Origin of the sequence: Palleronia sp. THAF1, from assembly GCF_009363795.1 — a bacterium.
Classification (GTDB): Bacteria; Pseudomonadota; Alphaproteobacteria; order Rhodobacterales; family Rhodobacteraceae; genus Palleronia.
In genome coordinates, this window is sequence record NZ_CP045420.1 from 866,207 (window position 1) to 886,799 (window position 20,593).

The window sequence follows — 20,593 nt, forward strand, 5'->3', positions numbered from 1 at the left end:
AATCTACGTGAAACTCAAGACATCCCTTCTATCCACCGCAGCGCTGTGCATCGCGACCGGCGCCTTCGCCGAAGCGCACAGCGAGATGACGGAAAGCCCCGTCGCCGGTGAGCCGATGGCCAACGAAATGACCGTCGTCTCCTGGGGTGGTGCCTACCAGGCCAGCCAGGACAACGCCTACGTCAAGCCCTACGTCGAGATGAATTCCGACGTGTCCGTGACATGGGACGAATCCTCTGCCGAGGCCGTCGCCAAGCTGCGCGCCATGAACGAGGCCGGTAACATCACCTGGGATCTGGTCGACGTGGTGGCATCCGATGCCATTCGTCTGTGTGACGAAGGCCTGGCCATGGAAGTCGACCACGACGAAATCCTCGCTCCGGCGCCCGACGGCACCGATGCTTCCGACGACTTCGGCGACCTGATCGTGTCCGACTGCTTCATCCCGCAGATCGTGTATTCGACCACCGTCGGCTACCGCACCGACGTCGAAGACTTCAACGGCACCCCGGAAGACATCTGCGCCATCTGGGACACCGAGAACTTCCCCGGCCAGCGTTCGCTGGAAAAGCGCCCCATCGGCAACCTCGAGTGGGCCCTGCTGTGTGACGGTGTCGCCAAGGAAGACATCTACGACGTGCTGGAAACCGAAGAAGGTCAGGACCAGGCGTTCGCCAAGCTCGACGAGATCAAGGACAACGTCGTGTGGTGGTCCGCGGGTGCCGACACGCCCCAGCTGCTCGCCGATGGCGAAGTCGTCATGGGTTCGACCTACAACGGTCGTCTGTTCAGCCTGATCGCCGAGCAGGACCAGCCCGTTGCGATGCTTTGGGACGCGCAGGTCTTCGACCTTGACGGTTGGATCATCCCCGCCGGTCTGGACGACGAAGCGCTGAACCGCGTGAAGGACTTCCTGTGGTTCGCCACGGATACCCAGCGTCTGGCCGACCAGTCCAAGTACATCTCTTACGGTCCCGCCCGTGAGTCGTCCGCGCCGATGGTGTCGACGCACGCCGAGCTGGGCATCGAGATGGCACCGCACATGCCGACCGATCCGGCCAACGCGGAAAACACCTTCCTCTACAACTACGAATGGTGGGCCGACTACCGTGACGATCTGGACGCCAAGTTCCAGGCGTGGCTCGCACAGTAATAGCGGCGCTTGAATAACGGGGCAGGGCGGGTCGATCCCGCCCTGCTTCTTAAAACGAAGGCCCGACAGAAGGCCGACACTTATTCGACGGGGATCCGACATGCCAAAAGGCTACATCATCGGTCATATCAAGGTGACGGACCCCGAGGGGTATCCAGAATACGTCCGCCGCGACACGCCAATCCTTGAAAGCCACGGCGCGCGTTTCATCGTTCGCGGAGGCCAATCCGAGACGCCCGAAGGCGTCGAGATGGGCCGCCACGTCGTGATTGAATTCGACAGCTATGAGGCCGCGAAAGCCGCCTACAACGATCCGGATTATCAAGAGGTTGCGGACATTCGCCGCAGATGCGCCGAGTCGACGATCATCCTGGTGGAGGGCGCGGAATGAGCAGCGCAACAGACGCCGACGCCTTTACAGGCGCCACCCCCGACAACGCGATCCGCGACGCCGACCGCGCCGAAGGTGGCCCGGTCCTGGCCGCCGATGGACGCCCGCTGAAAGCATCCCTGTCCCGCTCGCTGCGTCGTTCGAAGCTGCGCGCCCTGATGCTGATCGCACCGCTTCTGATCTTTATCCTCGTCACCTTCATTGCCCCCATCGCGGACATGCTGTTCCGCTCGGTCGAGAACGACATCGTCAGCCAGACCCTGCCGCGCACCGTCGTGTCGCTGGAAGAGTGGGACGGTACCGGCGAGCCGTCCGAGGAAACCTACCGCGCCTTGGCCGCCGATCTGATGGTGGCGACAGAGCTGAAAAACCATACCCGCCTTGGTAGCCGCTTGAATTACGAGACGACGGGCATGTCGTCGCTGTTCCGCAAGACCGGGCGCAACGCGGATGAGTTCGGCGAAGTCCCGATGGAGCAATTCTTCGACCTGAACGAGGCTTGGGAAGACCCTGCCGTCTGGGTTTCGATGATGGCCGATCCGGCGTGGGTCGAACGGCAGGCCGACTGGGCCGAGCGCAAGGCCGAAGTCGAAGCCGCGCAAGACGCCGCCGAGACCCGCGAAGAACAGCGCGCGCTGGAGTTCACGGAAGTCGAACCGCCGTTCCGAATTGCGTCCGCCGCGCAAGAAGCGCTACCGCGCACGGCCCGCGCCTACCTGCAATTCGGTCAGACGATCCAAAGCGTGGATGAAGACAGCCCGACCGAAGAAGAACCCTGGGCCATCGTTTACCAAGCCCTCTATGAAGATCTTGAGAACGGCGCGACCGGAGCGGGTCTGGGGCAGGATGAATTGCTGTCCGAAGCCGCAGCTGCCGTCGGAGATTTCGAGGTCCTGCCCGCCCGTGAATTCTTCGTGGAAGAGGTGGACGACGACTGGGCCGATAATCAGGTCTGGGGCACGATCAAGGCGTTTTCATCGCCCTATACGGCTGGCTATTTCCTGTCGTCCGTCGACTATCGCCTGACCCCGCAGGGTGTAGAACAAGCACCCGACGATCAAAAAATCTATGGACTGTTGTTCCAGCGCACGATGTTCATGTCACTGACGATCATGTTCAGCTGCATCCTGCTGGGCTACCCCATCGCGTTCCTGCTTTCGAACCTGCCGCTGCGCACGTCGAACCTGCTGCTGATCCTTGTGTTGCTGCCGTTCTGGACCTCGCTTCTTGTCCGGACGTCCGCATGGAAGGTGTTGCTGCAACAGCAGGGTGTCATCAACGACATCCTCGTCTGGATCGGTCTGGTGGGTGATGGTGATCGGCTTCAGCTGATCAACAATCAGGCCGGCACGATCATCGCGATGACGCATATCCTGCTGCCGTTCATGATCTTGCCGCTTTACTCGGTGATGAAGACGATCCCGCCCTATTACGTGCGTGCCGCCAAGTCGTTGGGCGCCACGAACTGGACGGCCTTCTGGCGGGTCTACTTCCCGCAGTCCGTGCCGGGCATCGGCGCGGGCTGTATCCTCGTGTTCATTCTGTCGATCGGCTACTATATCACGCCCGAAATCGTCGGAGGCACGACCGGCACGTTCATCTCGAACCGGATCGCCTATCACATCTCCAGCTCTTTGAATTGGGGTTTGGCGGCGGCGCTGGGGACCATCCTGCTCGCCGTGGTTCTGCTGCTTTACTACGTCTACGACCGCATCGTCGGCATCGACAACGTCAGCCTGGGTTAAGGGAGAAACACCATGGAACTGCCCCCCTATGCCACGCTGGGCCAGAAGATCTGGCACTACACGTTCCTGACGATCTGCGGGCTGATCTTCTTCTTCCTGATCGCGCCGATCCTGACGATCATCCCGCTGTCGTTCAACGCAGAGAACTTCTTTACTTTCACGCCGGGCATGCTGGCGCTGGATCCGGACGCTTACAGCCTGAAGCACTACCAGGACTTCTTCACCAACAGCCAATGGCAGGCGGCAATGTGGAACTCGATCCAGATCGCGCCAGTGGCGACGCTGCTGTCGGTGTCGCTGGGGACGTTGGCCGCCGTTGGCCTGTCACAGTCACATGTGCCATTCCGGCGGGCGATCATGGCGATCCTGATCTCTCCGATGATCGTGCCGCTGATCATTTCGGCAGCGGGCATGTACTTCTTCTACAGCCGCATCGGCCTGCAGGGCACCTACATCGGCGTCGTTCTGGCGCACGCCGCACTTGGCATTCCCTTCGTCATCATCACCGTGACGGCGACTCTGGTGGGCTTCGACAACTCGCTCACGCGCGCATCGGCCAACCTTGGGGCAGGCCCCGTGCGAACGTTCTTCAAGGTGCAGATGCCTTTGATCCTGCCGGGCGTGATTTCGGGCGGTCTATTCGCCTTCATTACGTCTTTCGACGAGGTGGTCGTGGTGCTGTTCGTGGGCTCTGCCGGTCAGAAGACCCTGCCGTGGCAGATGTTCATCGGCCTACGAGAGCAGATCAGCCCGACGATCCTTGCGGTCGCCACCATCCTTGTCGTGTTGTCGATCATGCTGCTGACAGGTGTGGAACTGCTGCGCCGCCGGTCCGAGCGTCTGCGGGGTATGTCACCCGGCTGACCAGTGGCATCGTTGTTTGGAAAAGCCCGATCTCTGAAACAGAGGTCGGGCCTTTTTTTATTCAAGCATCCGCCGCATCGCCGCCGCCGATGCGCTCCAAAATTGTGATGTCCTGATGCTCGATCAGTGCCCCGGCTTTGGCAAGACCGTTCGTAATATGATCGGCGGCAAGATGCGCTTCCAGATCCTCGCGGCTTTCCCACTCTTCCATGAAGACGAAACGACGCGGATCGTCCTGTGCGCGATTAAGCGCGTAGCTGACGCAACCCTTGTCCTTCATCGTCGGTGCGATGACGGACTTGAACAGCTCTTCCAGCTCGGCTTCATGGCCCTTTTTCGCTGTGAAAACGGCGGTGACGAATGTGCGCATGTCTCATCCTCCCTGATGACCCCTTACAAGGTAGTCAGGGCAGCACAATTAACCACAACCAGATCGACAGAAGCGATACGGCTGTTCCGATCAGCACGCCCGACGCGGCAGAGCGTTGGGCGGTACCGTAGATGCTGGCGAAGATGTAGGTGTTGACCCCCGGCGCCATGGCCGCTGTCAGCACGACGGCGCGAAGCTGATCCACCGATAGGCCGAACAGGAGCGATACGCCGTAGCCAATGGCCGGGTGCAGCACCAAGGAGGCCGCGCAGATCATGCCGATGATGCGGACATCGCCCTCGGGTTTGTAACGATACAGGATGCCGCCCAAGCCGAACAGGGCGGCGGGCAGGGCGGCGCGGATGATCAGGTCCAGCGCGTCGCCGATGACGCGCGGGATCGGCATGCCGGTCAGATTCACGATAAAGCCAAGTGCGATGCCGATGACCAGCGCGTTGTGAAACATCGCGCTCACGACCTTGCGGGGCAGTCCGGCCATGGGCTCTCCACGGGCGCGGACCATCTCCATGACAGTGACGCCGAGAAGGTAGCAGAACGGCGCGTGGACGGCGATGATCGCGTAGTTGAAGCGCAGCGCATCGGTGCCGAAGGCGCGTTCGGCAATGGGCAGGCCCAGCAGGACAGAGTTGCTGAACAGACCGCAAAAGCCGATGGCGACCGAGTCCTCCCAAGTCCGCCCCAGCGCGCGCGCGCCGAATAGGCCGAAGATGAAGCCGGACGTTGCGCCCAGATAGAAGGCCAGCAGCATCGGGACAGAAAATTCAGCGCCAAGGTCGATTTCCGCGATGGCGCGAAACAGCAGGCAGGGGATTGCAAAGCCTTGGGTGAATCGCATCAGCCCGTCGACCGCGCTATCCGCAAAGAGGCCCCGCCACACGGCCAAGTATCCTGCCCCGATCACAATGAAGACGGGCAGGATGACGTCGAGAAGCGCGGTCATGCGTCGTCCAGCGTCAGGACCATCATGTCATAGGCGGGTTCGATATGATCGGGCGTCTCGGCACGCACGGTCTCATAGTCCAGATCGTTGTGCATGTTGGTCAGCACGGCGCGCTTGGGCTGCGCGCGGGCGATCCACTCCAGCGTGTTGTCCAGATGCGAATGGCTTGGGTGAGGGCTACGGCGCAAAGCGTCAACGACCCAGATATCCAGGTTTTCCAGCGCCTTCCACGTTGTGTCGGGCAGCGCGCCCGCGTCCGGCAAATAGGCCAACCCGCCGATGCGAAAGCCGAGAGCATCGATATTTCCGTGGTGTGCGATGAAGGGCGTCAGGGTGATGTCGCCCCCCTTGCCAGTGATCGTCACCGGCCCGTTGATCGCGTTCATCTGCAGGATCGGCGGGTAGTCCGAACCCTTTGGCGTCTCGAACACGTAGCTGAACCGCTGCAACAGGTCCGCGCGCGTCGTGTCGTCAGCCCAAACCTTCACGCGCTCGCGGGTGTTGATGACGATCATGCGCAGGTCGTCGATGCCGTGGCAGTGGTCCGCGTGGGAATGGGTGAAGACCACGCCATCGACGGCGCCGATGCCAGCGTCCAGAAGTTGTTCGCGCAGGTCCGGCGAGGCGTCGATCAGAACGCGGGTGGTGCCTTCGGGCTCGATCCGTTCCACCAGCATAGAGCAGCGGCGGCGGCGGTTCTTCGGGTTCGCGGGATCGCACGCACCCCAATGCCCACCGATTCGCGGCACACCACCGGACGAGCCGCAGCCAAGAATAGTGAATCGCAGGCTCATGCGGCTTTCCGGAACAGGCGCGCGAAATTCTCTTCGGTCTGCTTGGCGAAGTCCTCATAGGACAGGCCGAAGGTCTCGGCCGCGGCGCGGGCCGTGTGGGCGACGAAAGCCGGTTCGTTGCGCTTGCCGCGATGGGGCGGGGGGGCAAGGTAGGGGCTGTCGGTCTCGACAAGGATGCGATCCAGCGGTGCGGCGGCGAAGATATCGCGCAATTCGCTGGATTTCTTGAAGGCGGTGATGCCGGACATGGACAGGTAGAACCCGAGGCCAAGCGCCGTTTGCGCCAGTGCCGCGCTAGACGAAAAGCAATGCATCACGCAATCGAATGCGCCGTTGGCGTGCTCTTCGGTCAGGATCCGCGCCATGTCTTCGTCGGCATCGCGCGAATGGATGATCAAGGGTAGGCCGGATTGGCGGCAGGCCTCCATATGGATGCGCAGGCTGTCCTGCTGCGCGTCCATTGAATTGCGCGAATAGTGATAATCCAGACCCGTTTCACCGATTCCGACCATCTTGGGATGCGCGGTAAGTGCAAGAATCTCGTCCACGCTGACCATTGGCTCGTCGCCCGCGCTCATCGGATGTGTCCCGGCTGCCCAATAGACAGGGGCGTGCGCTTCGGCGATGGCGCGCACTTGGTCGGCTTGCCGCAGCTTGGTGCAAATCGTCACCATGCGGTGCACGCCGGCCTCTGCCGCGCGCGCGACGAATTCGGCTTGCGCGCCGTCGAAGTCCGGGAAGTCCAGGTGGCAATGGCTGTCGGTGATCGGAGTCATGGTTCAGCCGCGCACTGTGGCGCGGCCCGTGTTGTTGATCATCAGGCCGCTATCTAGGACCAGGGATGACGGGTCAAGGTTGACTGCCCGCCCATGCGCGATCCGGGCCGAGACCTCGGCGGCCAGTTCCGCCCACGCGCGTCCTGCGTTTGCATCGGGGGCAAGGCGGGCGAGCACATCGGCCTCTCCCCGCGCGGCTTCCGCATCGGGGGGAAGGCCCGCGCCCTGGCGGGCCAGGCGCGACAGCAGCAGGTCGAGCAGGCGCGCCAAGGCGTCCATCTTCCCGCGTCCTGCCGCGCCGTTCAGGCCGGTCGTCAGCTTTAGCAGGCGTTGGCGGTCGATTTCCGGAACGCCGCCCGCAAGCGCAACGAGATCGGCGTAAAGCTTCGGGCCATCCTCTTGCAGCAGCCGTGCTGCCTCTCCGACCGAACCAGAGGCGAGTTGCGACAGGCTGGCCGCGTCCACGGACGGCTCCAGTCCCGCTTGTTCGATGGCAGCGCCCAGGTCGGTAGCGTTCAGCGGTTGCAGGGCAAGGGTGCGGCAGCGCGAACGGATCGTGGGAAGCAGACGGGCAGGGGCGTGGGCGATCAGCAGGAAGGTTGTGCGGGCAGGGGGTTCTTCGACCAGCTTCAGGATCGCGTTGGCAGCCTGCGGGTTCAGTTGATCGGCAGCGTCCACAATGACCACGCGCTGCCCGCCATCCGTTGCCGACATATGCAGGAAATCGCGCAGGCCGCGTGCCACATCGACGGTGATGTCACGCCGTTCGGTGCCGGTGGGCGACAGGGTCGGCCGCATCAGGAACAGCGACGGCTCGGACAGCGCACGGGTGCGGGCGGTGACCGGGTGATCGGGTGGTAGATCGAGCGTGTCTGACCCGCCGAACATGCCACCGCGTTCTGGTCCCGCGATCAGAAAGCGCGCGATACGCCACGCGAGCGTCGCCTTGCCGATACCGCGCGGGCCGGTCAGCAGCCACGCGTGGTGCATCCGGTCGTCGTTCCATGCCTCTAAAACCGTGCGCTCGGGCGCGGCGTGGCCGAACAGCTGCTCGGTGTGGCGCGGGTGGGGCACGCCTTCGACGCGGTCCGGCTCGTATGGGGTGTCGTCGCTCATTCCGGCAGCCCTAGCACGCAGCGGGCAGCGCGGCGACCACATCGGCGGCCACGACATCCGGTGCGCGATCGCCGTCGATGACCGCGATGCGGTCTGTGGCGGCGGCAAGGTCCAGAAAGCCCTGCCGCATCCGGGCCTGCATATCGACGCCGAAGGATTCGAACCGTTCTTCCTTCCCCTGCCGACTCAGTGCGCGGCGCAGGCCGGTTTCGGGGTCCATGTCGATCAGGAAGGTCCGGTCTGGCTCAATCCCGATGACAGCGTCGTGCAGCGTATCGACAAGGCCGCGCAGATCGCCGCGGGTTAGGCCTTGGTAAACACGAGTGGAGTCGGCAAAGCGGTCGCAGATCACTACGGCACCGCGCGCGACAGCGGGACGGATCAGCCGTTCAAGATGGTCACGACGGGCGGCGGTGAAGAGCAGTAGTTCGGTGGTGGCGGACCAGCGGTCGGGATCGCCCTCCAGCACCAGCCTCCGGATTTCCTCGGCCCCGTTGGAACCGCCCGGCTCACGCGTCAGCACGACCTCGCGGCCTTGGGCGGACAGGTGCTCGGCCAGCATCCGGGCCTGCGTGGATTTGCCCGACCCGTCGATCCCCTCAAAGCTCAGGAACAGGCTTGGCGCGCTCACTCTGCGGCGGGCTCTGCGGTTTCGGGGTCGGCCTCGTCACTTTCCATCGCGCGGGCCAGCAGTACGTTCGCGGCCGTCTTCATGCGCGGCATGAAGCCGCCTTTCGCGACGGCAGAGGCTGCGACCAGCGGCACCTCGGTGTCCGGCAGACCAGCGATCTTGATGAGCAGCGTACCCACTTCGGCACCCTCGGCGATCGGCGCGCGCAGCGGACTGTCGAAACGTGCTTCTGCAATGACGTTGTCTTGCTCCAGCGCCGGAATCAGCATGGTGCGGCCGTCACCGGCGACCAGATCGACGGTGCTCTGCTGCCCAAGCCATACGTCCGCGGTGGCGATGGAACGACCTTCTTGAACGATCTCACGCTCTACGAATTGGCGGAAGGCCCAGTTGACGATCCGCTCGGATTCCTCACGCCGCGCGCGCTCGCTATCAAGGCCGGTGATGACGAAAACGATGCGCCGGTCTCCCTGCGCGGCAGAGCCGACAAGGCCGTAACCAGCCTCGGAGGTGTGGCCGGTCTTCAGCCCGTCCGCACCGATGCCAAGGCCCAACAGCGGGTTGCGGTTCGTGGTGTTGGCCGGCGCGCGGTTGTCAAAAGCGAACTCTTTCTGCGCGAAATAGCCGTAGTAGTCGGGGAATTCGTTGATCAGCCGCTCGGCCAGAATACCCAAGTCCTGCATCGACATGCGCTGGTCCGGATGCGGCCAGCCCGATGCGTTGGCGAAGGTCGAATTCATCATCCCAAGATCGCGGGCGCGGTCGGTCATCTGGCGGGCAAAGGCCTCTTCCGTACCGGCCAGCCCTTCGGCGACCACGACGCAGGCGTCGTTGCCGGACATGACGATGATGCCTTGGATCAGTTCTTCCACCGTGGGACGGTCACGTTCGTTCAGGAACATGGTCGAACCGCCCATGGCCTTGGCCTTCGACGATACGCCGAAGCGTGTGTCCATCTGCACGCGACCGTCTTTCAGCGCCTCGAACAGCATGTTCAGGGTCATCAATTTGGACATGGACGCAGGCGGCAGCGGCACATCGGCGTTCTTGGACAGAAGAACTGTGCCGGTCGAGATGTCCTTGACGTAGGCGCCGGTGGCGTTGGTATCGAAACCCTGCGCGTGCAGGCCGATGGTGGTGGCCAGCAGGATCAGGGCGGATCGTAAAAATGTCATGGCTGGTGCTCCCATGGTGTTCAGCGGCAGCCTATCAGCCCGAAACGAAATACGCATCCGAGAAGCCAAGCCCCTTCACGGTTTCGAGATCGGCCGCCCGCGCGCCCGAGTTCGCCGCCGGGCCAACGGTGACGCGGAAGAAGGTTTTCCCGGCGGTGCGCTGTTCGTTGATCGTTGGCGTCAGACCCGCGCTGCGCAGGGCGGTCGCGGTGTTTTCGGCGTTTCGCTCTACGCTGAAGATACCGATCTGAATGAACGGTTTGGACAGGCTACTGCTCTGCGTGCTGACCGAGGCCGGGGCGCTGACCGGGGCCGGCGCCACGGGCGGTTCGGAAGAGGCCAGCGGCGTGTCGTTATCGAGAGATGCGGTTTCCACCGGCGGGGGGGTCCCCAGTCCTGTCGAAGCAGCCGGTGTTGCGCCGTTCGATTGCTCTTCACGGCGCAGCGCCGTGACGTTCAGTTGCGACGGCGTACCGGCCTGCATCTGAAGCGCTTCTGCCGCATCCGAGCTGACCTGGAGCGCAGGGCCCGGCAGATCGCCGTCCCGCCGGAACAGCGCGCCGATGACGAACTGTCCGTTGGCCTCGTTGCGGATGATGACGCGCTCTGGCTCGTCCGTGTCTGGATGCGCGACCCAGACACCACCCAAGGATGGCCGCCCGTCCCAAACGCCCGCGTCGGCAACCTGAAACACCTCTGGCGCCTCGACGTCGCGCTCAACAAGTCGCTGGGTCGTGGCCCCGCGCACGGTGTCGCTGCCATCCTCATTCCCACCGCCGACGCAGCCCGTCATAAGCGCTGCGACGGCGCAAATCGTGATAAGGCGTGTGCCCATGTTCGTGCCTCTAACCGCTCTGATCCGCGCCTGTGCCGACGCTGTTGTCCCGAGCTTACTCCAGCGCGGAGCATCTGAAAAGCGCGCGCATTCCGCCTCGGCGTTCTTCCACCGTCTTTTCAACCACGCGCGATGGCGTTATCGGTGCCCGCACCGGAGGTTTGGCAGAGTGGTCGAATGCGGCGGTCTTGAAAACCGTTGGGCGTGAGAGCGTCCCGTGGGTTCGAATCCCACAGCCTCCGCCACTCAAAGAATACAATCGTAAGTTACTGAATTGATTGAGTAATTCTATCTCGCAGCAGGCTTTACCACCCACGCTTACCACCCACGACAAGAGGTTTTCTGAGAGCAGTTCAAGCTTGGTAGCAGATAGTTCTCCGAGCATCGCATGTCGGCTTTGACTAAATGTGGTGCTACCTGCTAGCGATTGATCAGTATGGATGTGGGTTCACAAGATATGACAGTACTGTCTCAGCCGGAAACATATATGCCCACCTACTTAGTTGGTGACGCTTCGGACCATCTGCGGAATATCTCCGATGAAACTGTTGATTTGATTGTCTCCTCTCCACCTTACAATATCGGTAAAAGCTACGAGAAGCAGAGCCGACTTACGCTTGAAGAATACCTGCTATGGCAAACTGATGTTTTGAAGGAGCTTGCCCGCACCCTCAAACCAACAGGTAGCCTATGCTGGCAAGCCGGTACCTACGTAAATGCAGGAAATTTGCTTCCCTTAGACATTCCCTTCTATAGCATAATAAATTCGCTGGGCTTGCAGCTTCGCAATAGGATCGTTTGGCGCTTCAATTTTGGTCTCAATAGCGATAGGCGCTTTTCCGGAAGATATGAGACAGTTCTGTGGTTCACTAAATCCGACAGGTACAAATTCAATTTAGATCCTGTGCGTATTCCGCAGTTATATCCGGGCAAGCGACATTCCGCCTCTCATCGGGAAAAATCGGGCAAGCTAAGCGGAAACCCGAAAGGTAAAAATCCCTCTGACGTTTGGGAGTTCGATGCTAAGAAGGATTTCTTAGAGAATCCAATTTGGGACTTTCCAAATGTCAAAAATAACCATCCTGAAAAAGAAGATCATCCGTGTCAGTTCCCAATCGAGCTGGCCGAAAGATGCGTTCTAGCGTTTACAGACGAAAATGATCTTGTTCTTGATCCATTTGTTGGAACAGGATCGACTGCTTTAGCCGCGCAGAAGCAGAAGCGAAGGTCAATTGGGATCGACAAAGAGAAGAGCTTCGTGGATATATCTAAGAGTAGGTCTGAAAAGATTTGTGACGGCACTCTTCGTATTCGTCCAATCGGAAAGCCGATTGCTAGGCCTTCTCAGAGCGCCAAGGTCGCTCGGATCCCCGCAGAGTGGAAGGAAATAGAATAATGGCTTCGACGGCGAGGAAAATTACGACACGAAAGCCAAAGAAGCGAAAGAAGCTATCTGAAGAAGAGCGGAGGCGGAATAGAATTGAAAGTTCGCATAAGAGAACGGTTCGTACCACCTTTGCAAATGCTGGATTTGTTCGAATTGCATGTGTTTGTGATAAAGAGTTTACATTCAATCATGTTACGTCGGATTTCGATGACTGCTTCGTTCACGAAAACATCGTAATTCTGACGGAGTACACGACCTCCGCAGAGAGCAAGGTTGGCGATCATATCAAAGGGAAACAGGGTGTCTATAACGAGGTCCTCAAAGATCCTGCAGCCTTTGTAAAATTCTTAAAGCTTACGTTTCCTGAGATTTCCAAGAATCTGCATGGTAGATTCAAAGATCACCACATGAAAGTGAAGATATTGTACTGCTCTTTGAATTCGGTGAAGCAGCAGCATAAAAGTCTTGTTCCGGATGTGACCTTTTTCGATTACCACATAGCAAAGTACTTCGAAACTGTTTCCAAAGCGACGCGATCCTCGTCACGATTTGAGGTTTTGGCCTTTCTCGGCCTTCAGAACTCCGATGTTGGAAACGCCGCATTGAGCTTTTCGGGGAACAAGCAATCCCAGAGCTTTCATTGCTCTATACTTCCAGAAACTCATTCTAATTTCGGCCAAGGCTTTAAGGTTGTCTCTTTTTACGCTAGTCCGTCCGCAATTTTGGAACGGGCCCATGTTTTGAGGCGATATGGTTGGAGAAAGGGTGAAAGCGCCTATCAACGATTAATTAGTGTCAAGAAAATTCAAGATATTCGAAGGTACTTGCTTGGCGAAAAACGTGTTTTTGTGAATAATATTATCGCAACTTTGCCAGCGGAGACAAAGCTTCTCGATGGGGAAGGCGATACCGTTAAGCCTGAGCTCATTCAGGAAACCAAGCCAGGAACCATACAGTTACCGCAAGAATTCAACACTGTAGGATTGATCGACGGTCAGCATCGGGTCTATTCGTATCATGAGGGTGGACTGAAAGAAGAAATGATTCGGGAGATGCGTGAGCAGCAGAACCTTCTAGTCACAGGAATAATCTTCCCCAAGGGGATGAGTGAAACCGATAAGCTGAAGTTTGAAGCGAAGTTATTTCTTGAGATAAACTCTAATCAGATGTCTGCCAAGTCAGAGATCAAGCAGGAAATCACCAGTATTCTTGATCCATTCTCCCCTGACTCCGTATCCCGAATAGTCATCGGAAAGCTGAATGACTCATCTGGCCCGCTCCAAGATGCTTTTCAGCAGTTCGATTTTCAGAAAGACAGGATGAAAACGTCGAGCGTTGTCAGCTTTGCATTGAAGCCGCTGGTAGCACCTTCGGGACCGCTCTTTCCGCGGGCGAGTGGAGAAATTCAGGAAAAGTTCAAGGCCAAGAGCGACGATGGCTTGCGCGACTATACTGACTTCTGCTGTAGCGAGATAAACAAGATATTCTCTGCGGTGAAAAAGAACTTGGCAGATGAGAAGTGGACTTCTGATCGAAAGGTCGAAGACCGGTTCTTGACCACGAGAAATGTGAACTCAATCATCGCAGCGTTGCGGAACTTGGTAAGAGACACAGAGCCGCTCTCATTCGATCAGTATGACAATGCGCTGTCTACGTTCGGAAGTTTCGATAGCAGCAGTTTCGGATCGTCGCGTTACAATGCAATGGGTGAGAGTATTTACTTAAAGTTTCTACGTCCAGTGGCCAACTTGGCTCCCCGACGATGAACTTTGCGTGTTGTCTTGGTGGGCGATAGCACACAATGGATCCGGAGAGCACAGTAGACCACCCTCATCGCTTATCTAGTGCTGGTGATCAGTCGATACACTGACGTTCTCGCGATACCTAAGCGCTGGGCGATCTGTGTGGCTCCAAGCCCTTCAGCCTTGAGTCTCTGCACCTCAGCCGCATCAATCTTCGGTTTCCTGCCCTTGTAGACGCCAGCCTTCTTTGCCTTGGTTATCCCTTCCATTTGACGCTCTTTCCTGAGGTTCGTCTCGAACTCGGAGAAGACCCCAAGCATCTGGAAGAACGCCTTGCCAGCGGCTGTGCTGGTGTCCACGGGCTGTTCGGTAGCTTTGAGGGCAACTTGGCGCTCCTGAAGGCTCTCAGCGAGTGTCTGAAGGTCTGAGACCGAACGGGCCAGCCTGTCGATCCGTGTGACGATAAGCTCATCGCCGGGGCGGAGGAAGTCTAGGAGCGTATTGAGCTCGTGGCGTCCCTTTCGGCTAGTGCCACTGACCTTCTCTTCTCTGATGATCTCGCATCCAGCCGCCTTCAGGGCTTCTCTCTGAAGCTCCAAGCTCTGTCCGGTGGAAGAGACCCGTGCATATCCATACGTTGCCATGTCGTTTGTCCTTTTTGGTTCTAGACCCTGATACAAAGCTGTTCCGAAAACCAAAAACCGACCCTAATGAAACGCGCTGGGCGTCTCACTGGATCGGTTCGTTTGGGTATACTCATTCGGAACACCGTAGAGCGCCTATCGCGCCACTCGGATTTGATGAGGGGGCTTTGGGTCGTTTCAGCGCCGTTTGGAAGGGGGTGGGGGTTTGAGAAGACCAGTTCAAAAAAGAGGGAGGCTTTACTCTTTTTATTATCCCTTTCGAGCGACCTCCTCAAAAGCTGTAAACGGGCAAAACGCTTGCTTAAACGGTGTTTAGCATCCGTGAGCGGCTTGGATGGCCCTGAGAGGCTCTTAGCGACTCACTCAGGGCCTTTGTGTGGTGCTTCTTGGGGAGGGTAAGTGATGGGATGCAAGTGCGCTCATACGGCGCTCTGAGAGCCCCTATGGAGGTGACCCATCTAGGACTTGGTAAGTCAGTGGATACCCTTACGGGGCGCAGTAAGCCTTTTGGGTGGTCTTGGGGTTTTTCTGTCGTCACCCAGAGAGCCAGAGATACTCATATTTGATATTAGATATATGAGACAAAGGGTATCCTGTGTGGTTCCTTAAGTTCCCAAGGCACCCAAACCCACCCACAGTCAGCTTTATACGACTTTCGGAGAAACCCCGATTATGTTCTCGAACGCATTGATGATAGCATCTTTAGCTACGGCGAAGGCGGATCTCGGAACAATCAAACTATCATGTACCGGCAAACTAGGAATGCCTTGTTCCCACAGGTTCTGCATAGCCTTCAAGAGCGCCTCAGCTTCAAGATACTGAACGATACCCCATCCTGTGGTGCTCTCCTCCAACCGTTCGAGAAATGGCAAAGCCTCCACAATGGCTACCCAGACCTCCGTCACCGGAGGAACCTGAGTCCTATGACCATCGTAACATTCGGCTAGCTCACTCTTCGTCTCTGGCTTCCATCTTTTAGGAGGGCCACACTTACCAAGGGCGACAAGCATAGCCGCCTTGATGACCTTCCTCCGATATCCTTCGATTGCGTAAGGATCGCTTGGAAGCGGTTCATTTACTCCGAGAAGGTGGTGGATAATCGTTGGGTGGCTTGCCTTAACGTCAACCTCAACAGTGGCTTCACCGTCGATTATGATCTTTGCTCTCTCAGAGCTACTCAATTTTTGGTAGCTGTCTGCTCCGAGAGCGAAGAACCTACCTCCAGTCTTGTAATCGCATTTGCCATCGCCGTTGGCCCGAAAAACTCTTCTAAGTTGGGGGCGGCGGGCAAAGCTGAACGTATGTTGGGAGAGGTCAAAGTTGAGCCGGTCAACGATCTCTTTATGACGCCTATGTTCAGCCGATGTGCGATGAATTAATATGCCATCGCTGGTCTTGACCACAAGGGAATCAAAGTCGCTAGGTTCAACGTCGTAGTGGTCCCAAAGAGTCTGAGGTGTGATATCTGACTCTCGACACAATCGCACCAGCTGTGGAGTCGCTCGGAATCTCGTAGCTCTTTTTATTATTTGGTCCGTCGGTCCCTCAAAGTCCTCTGTATACTGGAAGCCGGGGCGCTCTTCTATCAAACCCATCACTTGCCAAGTACGTCGTATCCTTTCGAACAACTTTTTTGTAGTTCTGGTGGGCTCAAAGTTTCGCCCAACGGGTCTAAAGATGAAACCTGCAGACGCGATGTGGCCTTGTCCTAGTATTAAATCGCATGTGAAAGATTCTATTGTGCGATACAGGCCTTCCCGATCTTTTGGCTTCGGCTTTCGAGATTTTAGTTTATTTTCGAGTTCAAACTCGATTGTTCTATCAAGCATCATGCTGATAAGTTCTCTGGCGGTATCGCTTACAGCAGTGGCGTTCAGTTCGGCACGGGATGCCTCTTCCAAGACTGAGCCGATATCCTGCGCATCTATGGTTGTGAAAGGTTGCAGTTGGTCCGCAGTGATAGAGAAAGCCGAACTTGCCTTCGTGTGGCTCCGCGACCAATCGCTGAAGATAGTTGCTGTGTCGGGTTTCACATGGCTGAAGTTGGTAATCGTCGGTTGCATATTTGATCCTTCGAACGAAAGAAGCCGCCCGAACGTCTGTCCGAGCGGCTGGTTGGAATTTGTGACGAAGGGAGCTGCCTAAAGTGCGCTAACTTGGCAAAGAGGGTTCCCTTTCGTCATACGCGTCCACTTAAAGGTACGCCGAAGAATAGGTGAAAAAGGTGATTAGCGACGCCCCTGCGCAATCTTCTATGAGTAGCTGATCAGGTTAATCGCCTCTAACCTGCTGTTGAGGTTCGTGCCTCCGGAGTAAAGGCCGTAGGTCATCGTGTTCTTCTGGTGACCTAAAATATCAGCGCTAATGTTTTCGGGCACTCCAGCTTGCTCAAGTAAGGTCGCAACAGTTTTTCTAATACTGTGAAAAACCTTAGATGGGCCGTGTCCTTGATCTATCTTCAGCCTACCAAACCTCTTTCCGATAGCGTCTGAGCGAGTCCCGTGCTTTGTCGCCACAAGCCCAGACAGAAGGAAGTCATCGTTTTGAGATTCGAGAAGCCTTGAAATCGTGCTTTTCAGTTCGTTGTGTATTGGAATTATACGGTTCCCAGCGGGAGTTTTGCTTTCTCGGTAAGTTATACTGTCGCCTGATATGGGCTCTGTTGCACAAATCCACTGCTGAGCGGCCTTCCCCTTTCCCCGGACGGGCTCATTCTACGGCTTCAGTGACAGGAATGCCGAGCGCGGTGAAGCCGTTCAGGACGGCCACACGGACTTGGAACTCCGCAACCTGCCGGTCGAAGTCGCGCGCCATGAGGCGCTGACCCAGCAGTTTGACACAGTGCATCTTTGTCTCGACGCGGCTTCGGCGGTGGTAGCCGCTCCATCGTCGCCAGATGGTTCGGCCGAAGCGTTTCGATGCGCGTAGGGCTTCGTTGCGGGCGGCCGCCCCGGGGCTGTCGGGCTTCCAGGGCTTGCCATTCCTCCGAGGCGGAATGATCGCAGCAGCGCCACGAGCAGCGATGGCATCGTGGCACTTGCGGGTGTCGAAGGCTCCGTCAGCGGTGACGCTGGCGATCTCCTGATCAGGCGGTATCTGGTCGAGTAGCTCGGGCAGCATGGGCGCATCGCCCACAACGCTTGTGGTGAACTCGGCGGCGCGGATTTCCAGTGTTTGCTCGTCAATACCGATGTGGATCTTGCGCCAGACCCGACGCTTCGTGCCACCGTGCTTGCGTGCATTCCACTCCCCTTCGCCCTCGACCTTGATCCCGGTGCTGTCGATCAAGAGGTGCAGCGGCCCTTGTGAGCCACGATAGGGTATGTTGACCTTCAGGGACCTCTGGCGCCGCGACAGCGTGCTGAAGTTGGGCACCGCCCAGTTAAGGTCGATCAGCCGCAGGAGGCTTTCGACGAACCCTGTCGTTTGCCGCAGCGCCATGCCGAACAGCACCTTCATGGTCAGGCAGGTCTGGATCGCGGCATCGCTATAGTCAGGCTGTCGACCGCGTTTGCCGGTCGGCGCAGCCTCCCAGATCATGGCTGGATCGAACCAGATCGTCAGCGAGCCGCGGCGCTTGAGCGCTGCGTTATAGGAAGGCCAGTTCTTGGTCTTGTAGGCGGGGGGTGTGGGTCTGCTCATGCCCTCGGGCTACCACGCTGGATTCACAAGATGAATCCCTCACCGGATTTGTGCAACAGAGCCCCTGATATGTCACTATGTCTTACTGAGCAGATTTCCTCGATTCGCATCCCTGTCCACATTCCAATAGTGATCAGGTCTGCCAACTTTGTATCCCCTTTCTGGGCCGCCTTGTCCCTGAGTTGTACGACCTCTGCCGGACTAAAGGGTTGTCGTTTCTCTTTCTTATCTGCCTTTGAGCTATTCGCTTTTGTTGGCGCGGCCTCAGAGAATGGGTCGGTTTCGCTGGACACAAAGTCTTTGCGGGCAAGGAACTTCCAGTACATTCTGCAAGCTGAAAGAATTCTCCGGATGGTACTCGGACTGAGCCCCTCAGTTTCCTGAAGTTCGTCAACCCAAGCATTTACAGACTTTTTCGTAACGTCTGCCGTCATGGGGAAGCGCTGTGCTAGTCGATTTATGTCTGCTTTTTGCATCGCCTTCGTTTTCGACGTGTTTGTTGATGTCGATATCCAGTCGGGTAGGGCGATCATCAGGGGGGTGTTCTGTCCTAGTACGATGTCTTGGATCAGTCTAACGGAGCTCCCCGTCGCTTCGGTGGCGGCAACGTGAGGAAGTACATCAATCAGGGTCTCCCGCTCTTGGGGCCCAGCACGACGCAAGTCTTCACGCCACTCCAGCGCTAGCGATTTGATGCGCTCTAGTTCGTCATCTGAGCCGTAGCGGGCCGCTTCAATAATTTGCTTCCATTTAGCGATGACGGGTCGGACCCTGACCTCTGCAGTCGAGAGGCTTTCAGTACGTAAGCTTTCTTTGAATCGGGCCTTACCTATCCGCGTGCGAACATCTTTCGGGACATCAAGCGCTGCGTACCAACGGCGACGCAGCATTATCAGATATCGTGGGTTTGAGGTTCGAGCCATGTTTTACCACCTACGTTTACCACCCACACTTCGTTCACATCCCTCCTATTTTCAAGCCTATAAAGGGGATTTTACTCGCTGTCGGAGTATCCCACAGCCTCCGCCACTTAGTCTCAATCCACACTTCTATTCCTTTCATAACTTCAGTCACTTACGAGTATCTCGTCGAGAGGAGGTCCTGGTTTCTCTTGATCTGCAACCCATTCTGCTACCCATAAGTCTGATTGTGCCATGTTGAACGTCATCCTTAGCGGGACTCTGTTGCGCAAATCGGGTGACGGCCAAGGTTCCCCTTTCCCCAGATACACTTATCCCACGGCCTCTGTGACGGGTATGCCAAGCGCGGTGAATCCGGTCATGACGGCAACACGGAGCTGAAGCTCGGCAACCTGACGGTCAGGGTCTTGTGCCATCAGCTTTTGCCCCAGCAGTTTCATGCAGTGCATCTTGGTTTCGGCACGACTTCGGCGGTGGTATCCACTCCATTTCCGCCAAAGCGCCCGGCCGAGGTATTTCGACGCCCGCAGCGCTTCGTTGCGCGCAATCGCGCCTGCGGTGTCGGGTTTTAAGGGCTTGGCGTTCTTGCGGAGCGAGACGACGGCATTGGCACCTCGGTCGGCCCCTCTCGTGCATGTAAACATGCACTGCCGGGCAGTGGATGGCATCATGGTACTTGCGCGTATCGTAGGCGCCGGCGGCGTTCGCAGGCTCACCGCTGCCGATCTCCTGCTCGGGCGGGATCTGATTCAGCAGTTCTGGCAGAATGGGCGCATCACCAATGTCGCTGCTGGTGAACTCGACTGCCCGGATTTCCAGTGTCTTTTCGTAGATACCGAGGTGAACCTTGCCACACGCGGCGTTTCGAGCCACCGTGCTTGCGCGCATTCCACTCGCCTTCGCCCTCTACCTTTATCCCAGTGCTGTCCACTGCCCGGCAGTGCATCACGCAGTGATGTACTGCCCGGCAGTGCATCACGCAGTGATGTCACGGGAGGGGATCAGCAGGTGTAGCGGCCCCTCAGAACCACGATACGGAATGTTCACGGCGAGAGACTTCTGGCGGCGTGAAAGCGTGCTGAAATCCGGCACCGACCAGCCCAATCCACTCAATCGCAGGAGACTTTCCACGAAGCCGGTCGTCTGCCTGAGCGCCATGCCGAACAGCACCTTCATCGTCAGGCAGGGTTTGATCGCGGCGTCACTATAGATGGGCTGTCGGCCCCGCTTGCCGGTCGGCTTGGCCTCCCACGTCATCTCGGGATCGAACCAGATCGTCAGCGAAGTCGCGAAGCGACGCGCTTCAGCGCTTCGTTATAGGCCCGCCAATTCTTGATCTTGTAAGTCGGGGGTGTTGGTCTGCTCATGCCATCCAGTAATCATGCTGGATTCACCAAATGAAGCCCTTACCCGATTTGCGCAACAGAGCCCTTGATCAAGCTCGATC

At 58.0% G+C, this 20,593-nt stretch carries 18 protein-coding genes, 1 tRNA gene and 2 pseudogenes; 7 read left to right on the top strand and 14 right to left on the bottom strand.

Annotation, left to right across the window (positions count from 1 at the left end; all coding sequences use genetic code 11):
- Positions 1 to 7: 7 nt before the first annotated feature.
- From FIU81_RS04355 to FIU81_RS04370, 4 genes and pseudogenes are all read left to right on the top strand, one after another.
- On the top strand, positions 8 to 1,153 hold the full coding sequence (locus FIU81_RS04355) for an extracellular solute-binding protein (protein WP_124112056.1): 1,146 nt from the start codon (positions 8 to 10) through the stop codon (positions 1,151 to 1,153).
- A 100-nt stretch (positions 1,154 to 1,253) separates the two neighbouring features.
- Positions 1,254 to 1,544, top strand: a complete 291-nt coding sequence (locus FIU81_RS04360; protein ID WP_124112057.1) for a DUF1330 domain-containing protein — start codon at positions 1,254 to 1,256, stop codon at positions 1,542 to 1,544.
- Positions 1,541 to 3,289 (top strand): ABC transporter permease, encoded by a 1,749-nt coding sequence (locus tag FIU81_RS04365; RefSeq protein ID WP_124112058.1) that lies wholly within the window; start codon positions 1,541 to 1,543, stop codon positions 3,287 to 3,289. Before FIU81_RS04360 ends, FIU81_RS04365 begins: the two co-directional genes overlap by 4 nt.
- 3 nt (positions 3,290 to 3,292) lie before the next feature.
- Positions 3,293 to 4,153, top strand: a pseudogene (locus tag FIU81_RS04370) (ABC transporter permease); the annotation flags it as partial.
- 61 nt (positions 4,154 to 4,214) lie between these two features.
- On the opposite strand, the gene FIU81_RS04375 reads toward FIU81_RS04370, so the two are convergent.
- The 8 genes from FIU81_RS04375 to FIU81_RS04410 are packed head-to-tail and all read right to left on the bottom strand — an operon-like array spanning position 4,215 to position 10,811.
- On the bottom strand, positions 4,215 to 4,523 hold the full coding sequence (locus FIU81_RS04375) for a putative quinol monooxygenase (RefSeq protein ID WP_124112060.1): 309 nt from the start codon (positions 4,521 to 4,523) through the stop codon (positions 4,215 to 4,217).
- Positions 4,524 to 4,557: 34 nt separating this feature from the next.
- Positions 4,558 to 5,484 carry an AEC family transporter gene (locus FIU81_RS04380; protein WP_124112061.1) on the bottom strand — a complete coding sequence of 309 codons (927 nt, stop codon included), beginning with the start codon at positions 5,482 to 5,484 and terminating at the stop codon, positions 4,558 to 4,560.
- Positions 5,481 to 6,278, bottom strand: coding sequence for an MBL fold metallo-hydrolase (locus tag FIU81_RS04385; protein WP_124112062.1), 798 nt, complete (start codon positions 6,276 to 6,278; stop codon positions 5,481 to 5,483). The genes FIU81_RS04380 and FIU81_RS04385 overlap by 4 nt, the downstream gene beginning before the upstream one ends.
- Positions 6,275 to 7,054, bottom strand: a complete 780-nt coding sequence (locus FIU81_RS04390; protein WP_124112063.1) for a TatD family hydrolase — start codon at positions 7,052 to 7,054, stop codon at positions 6,275 to 6,277. The genes FIU81_RS04385 and FIU81_RS04390 overlap by 4 nt, the downstream gene beginning before the upstream one ends.
- A 3-nt stretch (positions 7,055 to 7,057) precedes the next feature.
- Entirely contained in the window at positions 7,058 to 8,170 is a 1,113-nt protein-coding gene (locus tag FIU81_RS04395) for a DNA polymerase III subunit delta' (RefSeq protein ID WP_124112064.1), read from the bottom strand.
- A gap of 10 nt (positions 8,171 to 8,180) precedes the next feature.
- On the bottom strand, positions 8,181 to 8,801 hold the full coding sequence (tmk, locus tag FIU81_RS04400; RefSeq protein ID WP_124112065.1) for a dTMP kinase: 621 nt from the start codon (positions 8,799 to 8,801) through the stop codon (positions 8,181 to 8,183).
- Positions 8,798 to 9,976, bottom strand: coding sequence for a D-alanyl-D-alanine carboxypeptidase family protein (locus FIU81_RS04405; protein ID WP_413816222.1), 1,179 nt, complete (start codon positions 9,974 to 9,976; stop codon positions 8,798 to 8,800). Before FIU81_RS04405 ends, tmk begins: the two co-directional genes overlap by 4 nt.
- A 34-nt stretch (positions 9,977 to 10,010) precedes the next feature.
- On the bottom strand, positions 10,011 to 10,811 hold the full coding sequence (locus tag FIU81_RS04410; protein WP_124112067.1) for an SPOR domain-containing protein: 801 nt from the start codon (positions 10,809 to 10,811) through the stop codon (positions 10,011 to 10,013).
- A gap of 155 nt (positions 10,812 to 10,966) precedes the next feature.
- On the opposite strand from FIU81_RS04410, the gene FIU81_RS04415 reads away from it, so the two are divergent.
- From FIU81_RS04415 to FIU81_RS04425, 3 genes are all read left to right on the top strand, one after another.
- Positions 10,967 to 11,056, top strand: a tRNA-Ser gene (locus FIU81_RS04415).
- A gap of 191 nt (positions 11,057 to 11,247) precedes the next feature.
- On the top strand, positions 11,248 to 12,207 hold the full coding sequence (locus FIU81_RS04420; protein WP_216644277.1) for a DNA-methyltransferase: 960 nt from the start codon (positions 11,248 to 11,250) through the stop codon (positions 12,205 to 12,207).
- Positions 12,207 to 13,964: a DGQHR domain-containing protein gene (locus FIU81_RS04425; protein ID WP_124112068.1), complete on the top strand. Its 1,758-nt coding sequence runs from the start codon at positions 12,207 to 12,209 to the stop codon at positions 13,962 to 13,964. The genes FIU81_RS04420 and FIU81_RS04425 overlap by 1 nt, the downstream gene beginning before the upstream one ends.
- Positions 13,965 to 14,035: 71 nt before the next feature.
- Here FIU81_RS04425 and FIU81_RS04430 read toward each other — a convergent pair whose 3' ends face one another.
- From FIU81_RS04430 to FIU81_RS04455, 6 genes and pseudogenes are all read right to left on the bottom strand, one after another.
- Positions 14,036 to 14,584, bottom strand: coding sequence for a recombinase family protein (locus FIU81_RS04430; protein ID WP_124112069.1), 549 nt, complete (start codon positions 14,582 to 14,584; stop codon positions 14,036 to 14,038).
- Between the two features lie 644 nt (positions 14,585 to 15,228).
- The gene (locus tag FIU81_RS04435) at positions 15,229 to 16,647 is read right to left on the bottom strand and encodes a hypothetical protein (RefSeq protein WP_124112070.1); all 1,419 of its coding nucleotides are present in this window, start codon (positions 16,645 to 16,647) and stop codon (positions 15,229 to 15,231) included.
- Between the two features lie 189 nt (positions 16,648 to 16,836).
- Positions 16,837 to 17,256, bottom strand: a complete 420-nt coding sequence (locus FIU81_RS17140; protein WP_124112086.1) for a tyrosine-type recombinase/integrase — start codon at positions 17,254 to 17,256, stop codon at positions 16,837 to 16,839.
- 37 nt (positions 17,257 to 17,293) lie between these two features.
- Complete coding sequence (locus FIU81_RS04445; protein ID WP_124109948.1) at positions 17,294 to 18,226, bottom strand: IS5 family transposase; 933 nt, start codon at positions 18,224 to 18,226, stop codon at positions 17,294 to 17,296.
- A gap of 23 nt (positions 18,227 to 18,249) precedes the next feature.
- Positions 18,250 to 19,116, bottom strand: coding sequence for a DUF6538 domain-containing protein (locus FIU81_RS04450; protein WP_172971399.1), 867 nt, complete (start codon positions 19,114 to 19,116; stop codon positions 18,250 to 18,252).
- Positions 19,117 to 19,457: 341 nt separating this feature from the next.
- Positions 19,458 to 20,513, bottom strand: a pseudogene (locus FIU81_RS04455) (IS5 family transposase).
- Positions 20,514 to 20,593 lie beyond the last annotated feature (80 nt).

Coding starts and splice junctions, on each gene's coding strand:
- FIU81_RS04360 (WP_124112057.1), top strand. CDS start 1,254: ATGCCAAAAGGCTACATCATCGGTCATATCAAGGTGACGGACCCCGAG.
- FIU81_RS04365 (WP_124112058.1), top strand. CDS start 1,541: ATGAGCAGCGCAACAGACGCCGACGCCTTTACAGGCGCCACCCCCGAC.
- FIU81_RS04375 (WP_124112060.1), bottom strand. CDS start 4,523: ATGCGCACATTCGTCACCGCCGTTTTCACAGCGAAAAAGGGCCATGAA.
- FIU81_RS04380 (WP_124112061.1), bottom strand. CDS start 5,484: ATGACCGCGCTTCTCGACGTCATCCTGCCCGTCTTCATTGTGATCGGG.
- FIU81_RS04385 (WP_124112062.1), bottom strand. CDS start 6,278: ATGAGCCTGCGATTCACTATTCTTGGCTGCGGCTCGTCCGGTGGTGTG.
- FIU81_RS04390 (WP_124112063.1), bottom strand. CDS start 7,054: ATGACTCCGATCACCGACAGCCATTGCCACCTGGACTTCCCGGACTTC.
- FIU81_RS04395 (WP_124112064.1), bottom strand. CDS start 8,170: ATGAGCGACGACACCCCATACGAGCCGGACCGCGTCGAAGGCGTGCCC.
- FIU81_RS04405 (WP_413816222.1), bottom strand. CDS start 9,976: ATGACATTTTTACGATCCGCCCTGATCCTGCTGGCCACCACCATCGGC.
- FIU81_RS04410 (WP_124112067.1), bottom strand. CDS start 10,811: ATGGGCACACGCCTTATCACGATTTGCGCCGTCGCAGCGCTTATGACG.
- FIU81_RS04420 (WP_216644277.1), top strand. CDS start 11,248: ATGGATGTGGGTTCACAAGATATGACAGTACTGTCTCAGCCGGAAACA.
- FIU81_RS04425 (WP_124112068.1), top strand. CDS start 12,207: ATGGCTTCGACGGCGAGGAAAATTACGACACGAAAGCCAAAGAAGCGA.
- FIU81_RS04430 (WP_124112069.1), bottom strand. CDS start 14,584: ATGGCAACGTATGGATATGCACGGGTCTCTTCCACCGGACAGAGCTTG.
- FIU81_RS04435 (WP_124112070.1), bottom strand. CDS start 16,647: ATGCAACCGACGATTACCAACTTCAGCCATGTGAAACCCGACACAGCA.
- FIU81_RS04445 (WP_124109948.1), bottom strand. CDS start 18,226: ATGAGCAGACCCACACCCCCCGCCTACAAGACCAAGAACTGGCCTTCC.
- FIU81_RS04450 (WP_172971399.1), bottom strand. CDS start 19,116: ATGCTGCGTCGCCGTTGGTACGCAGCGCTTGATGTCCCGAAAGATGTT.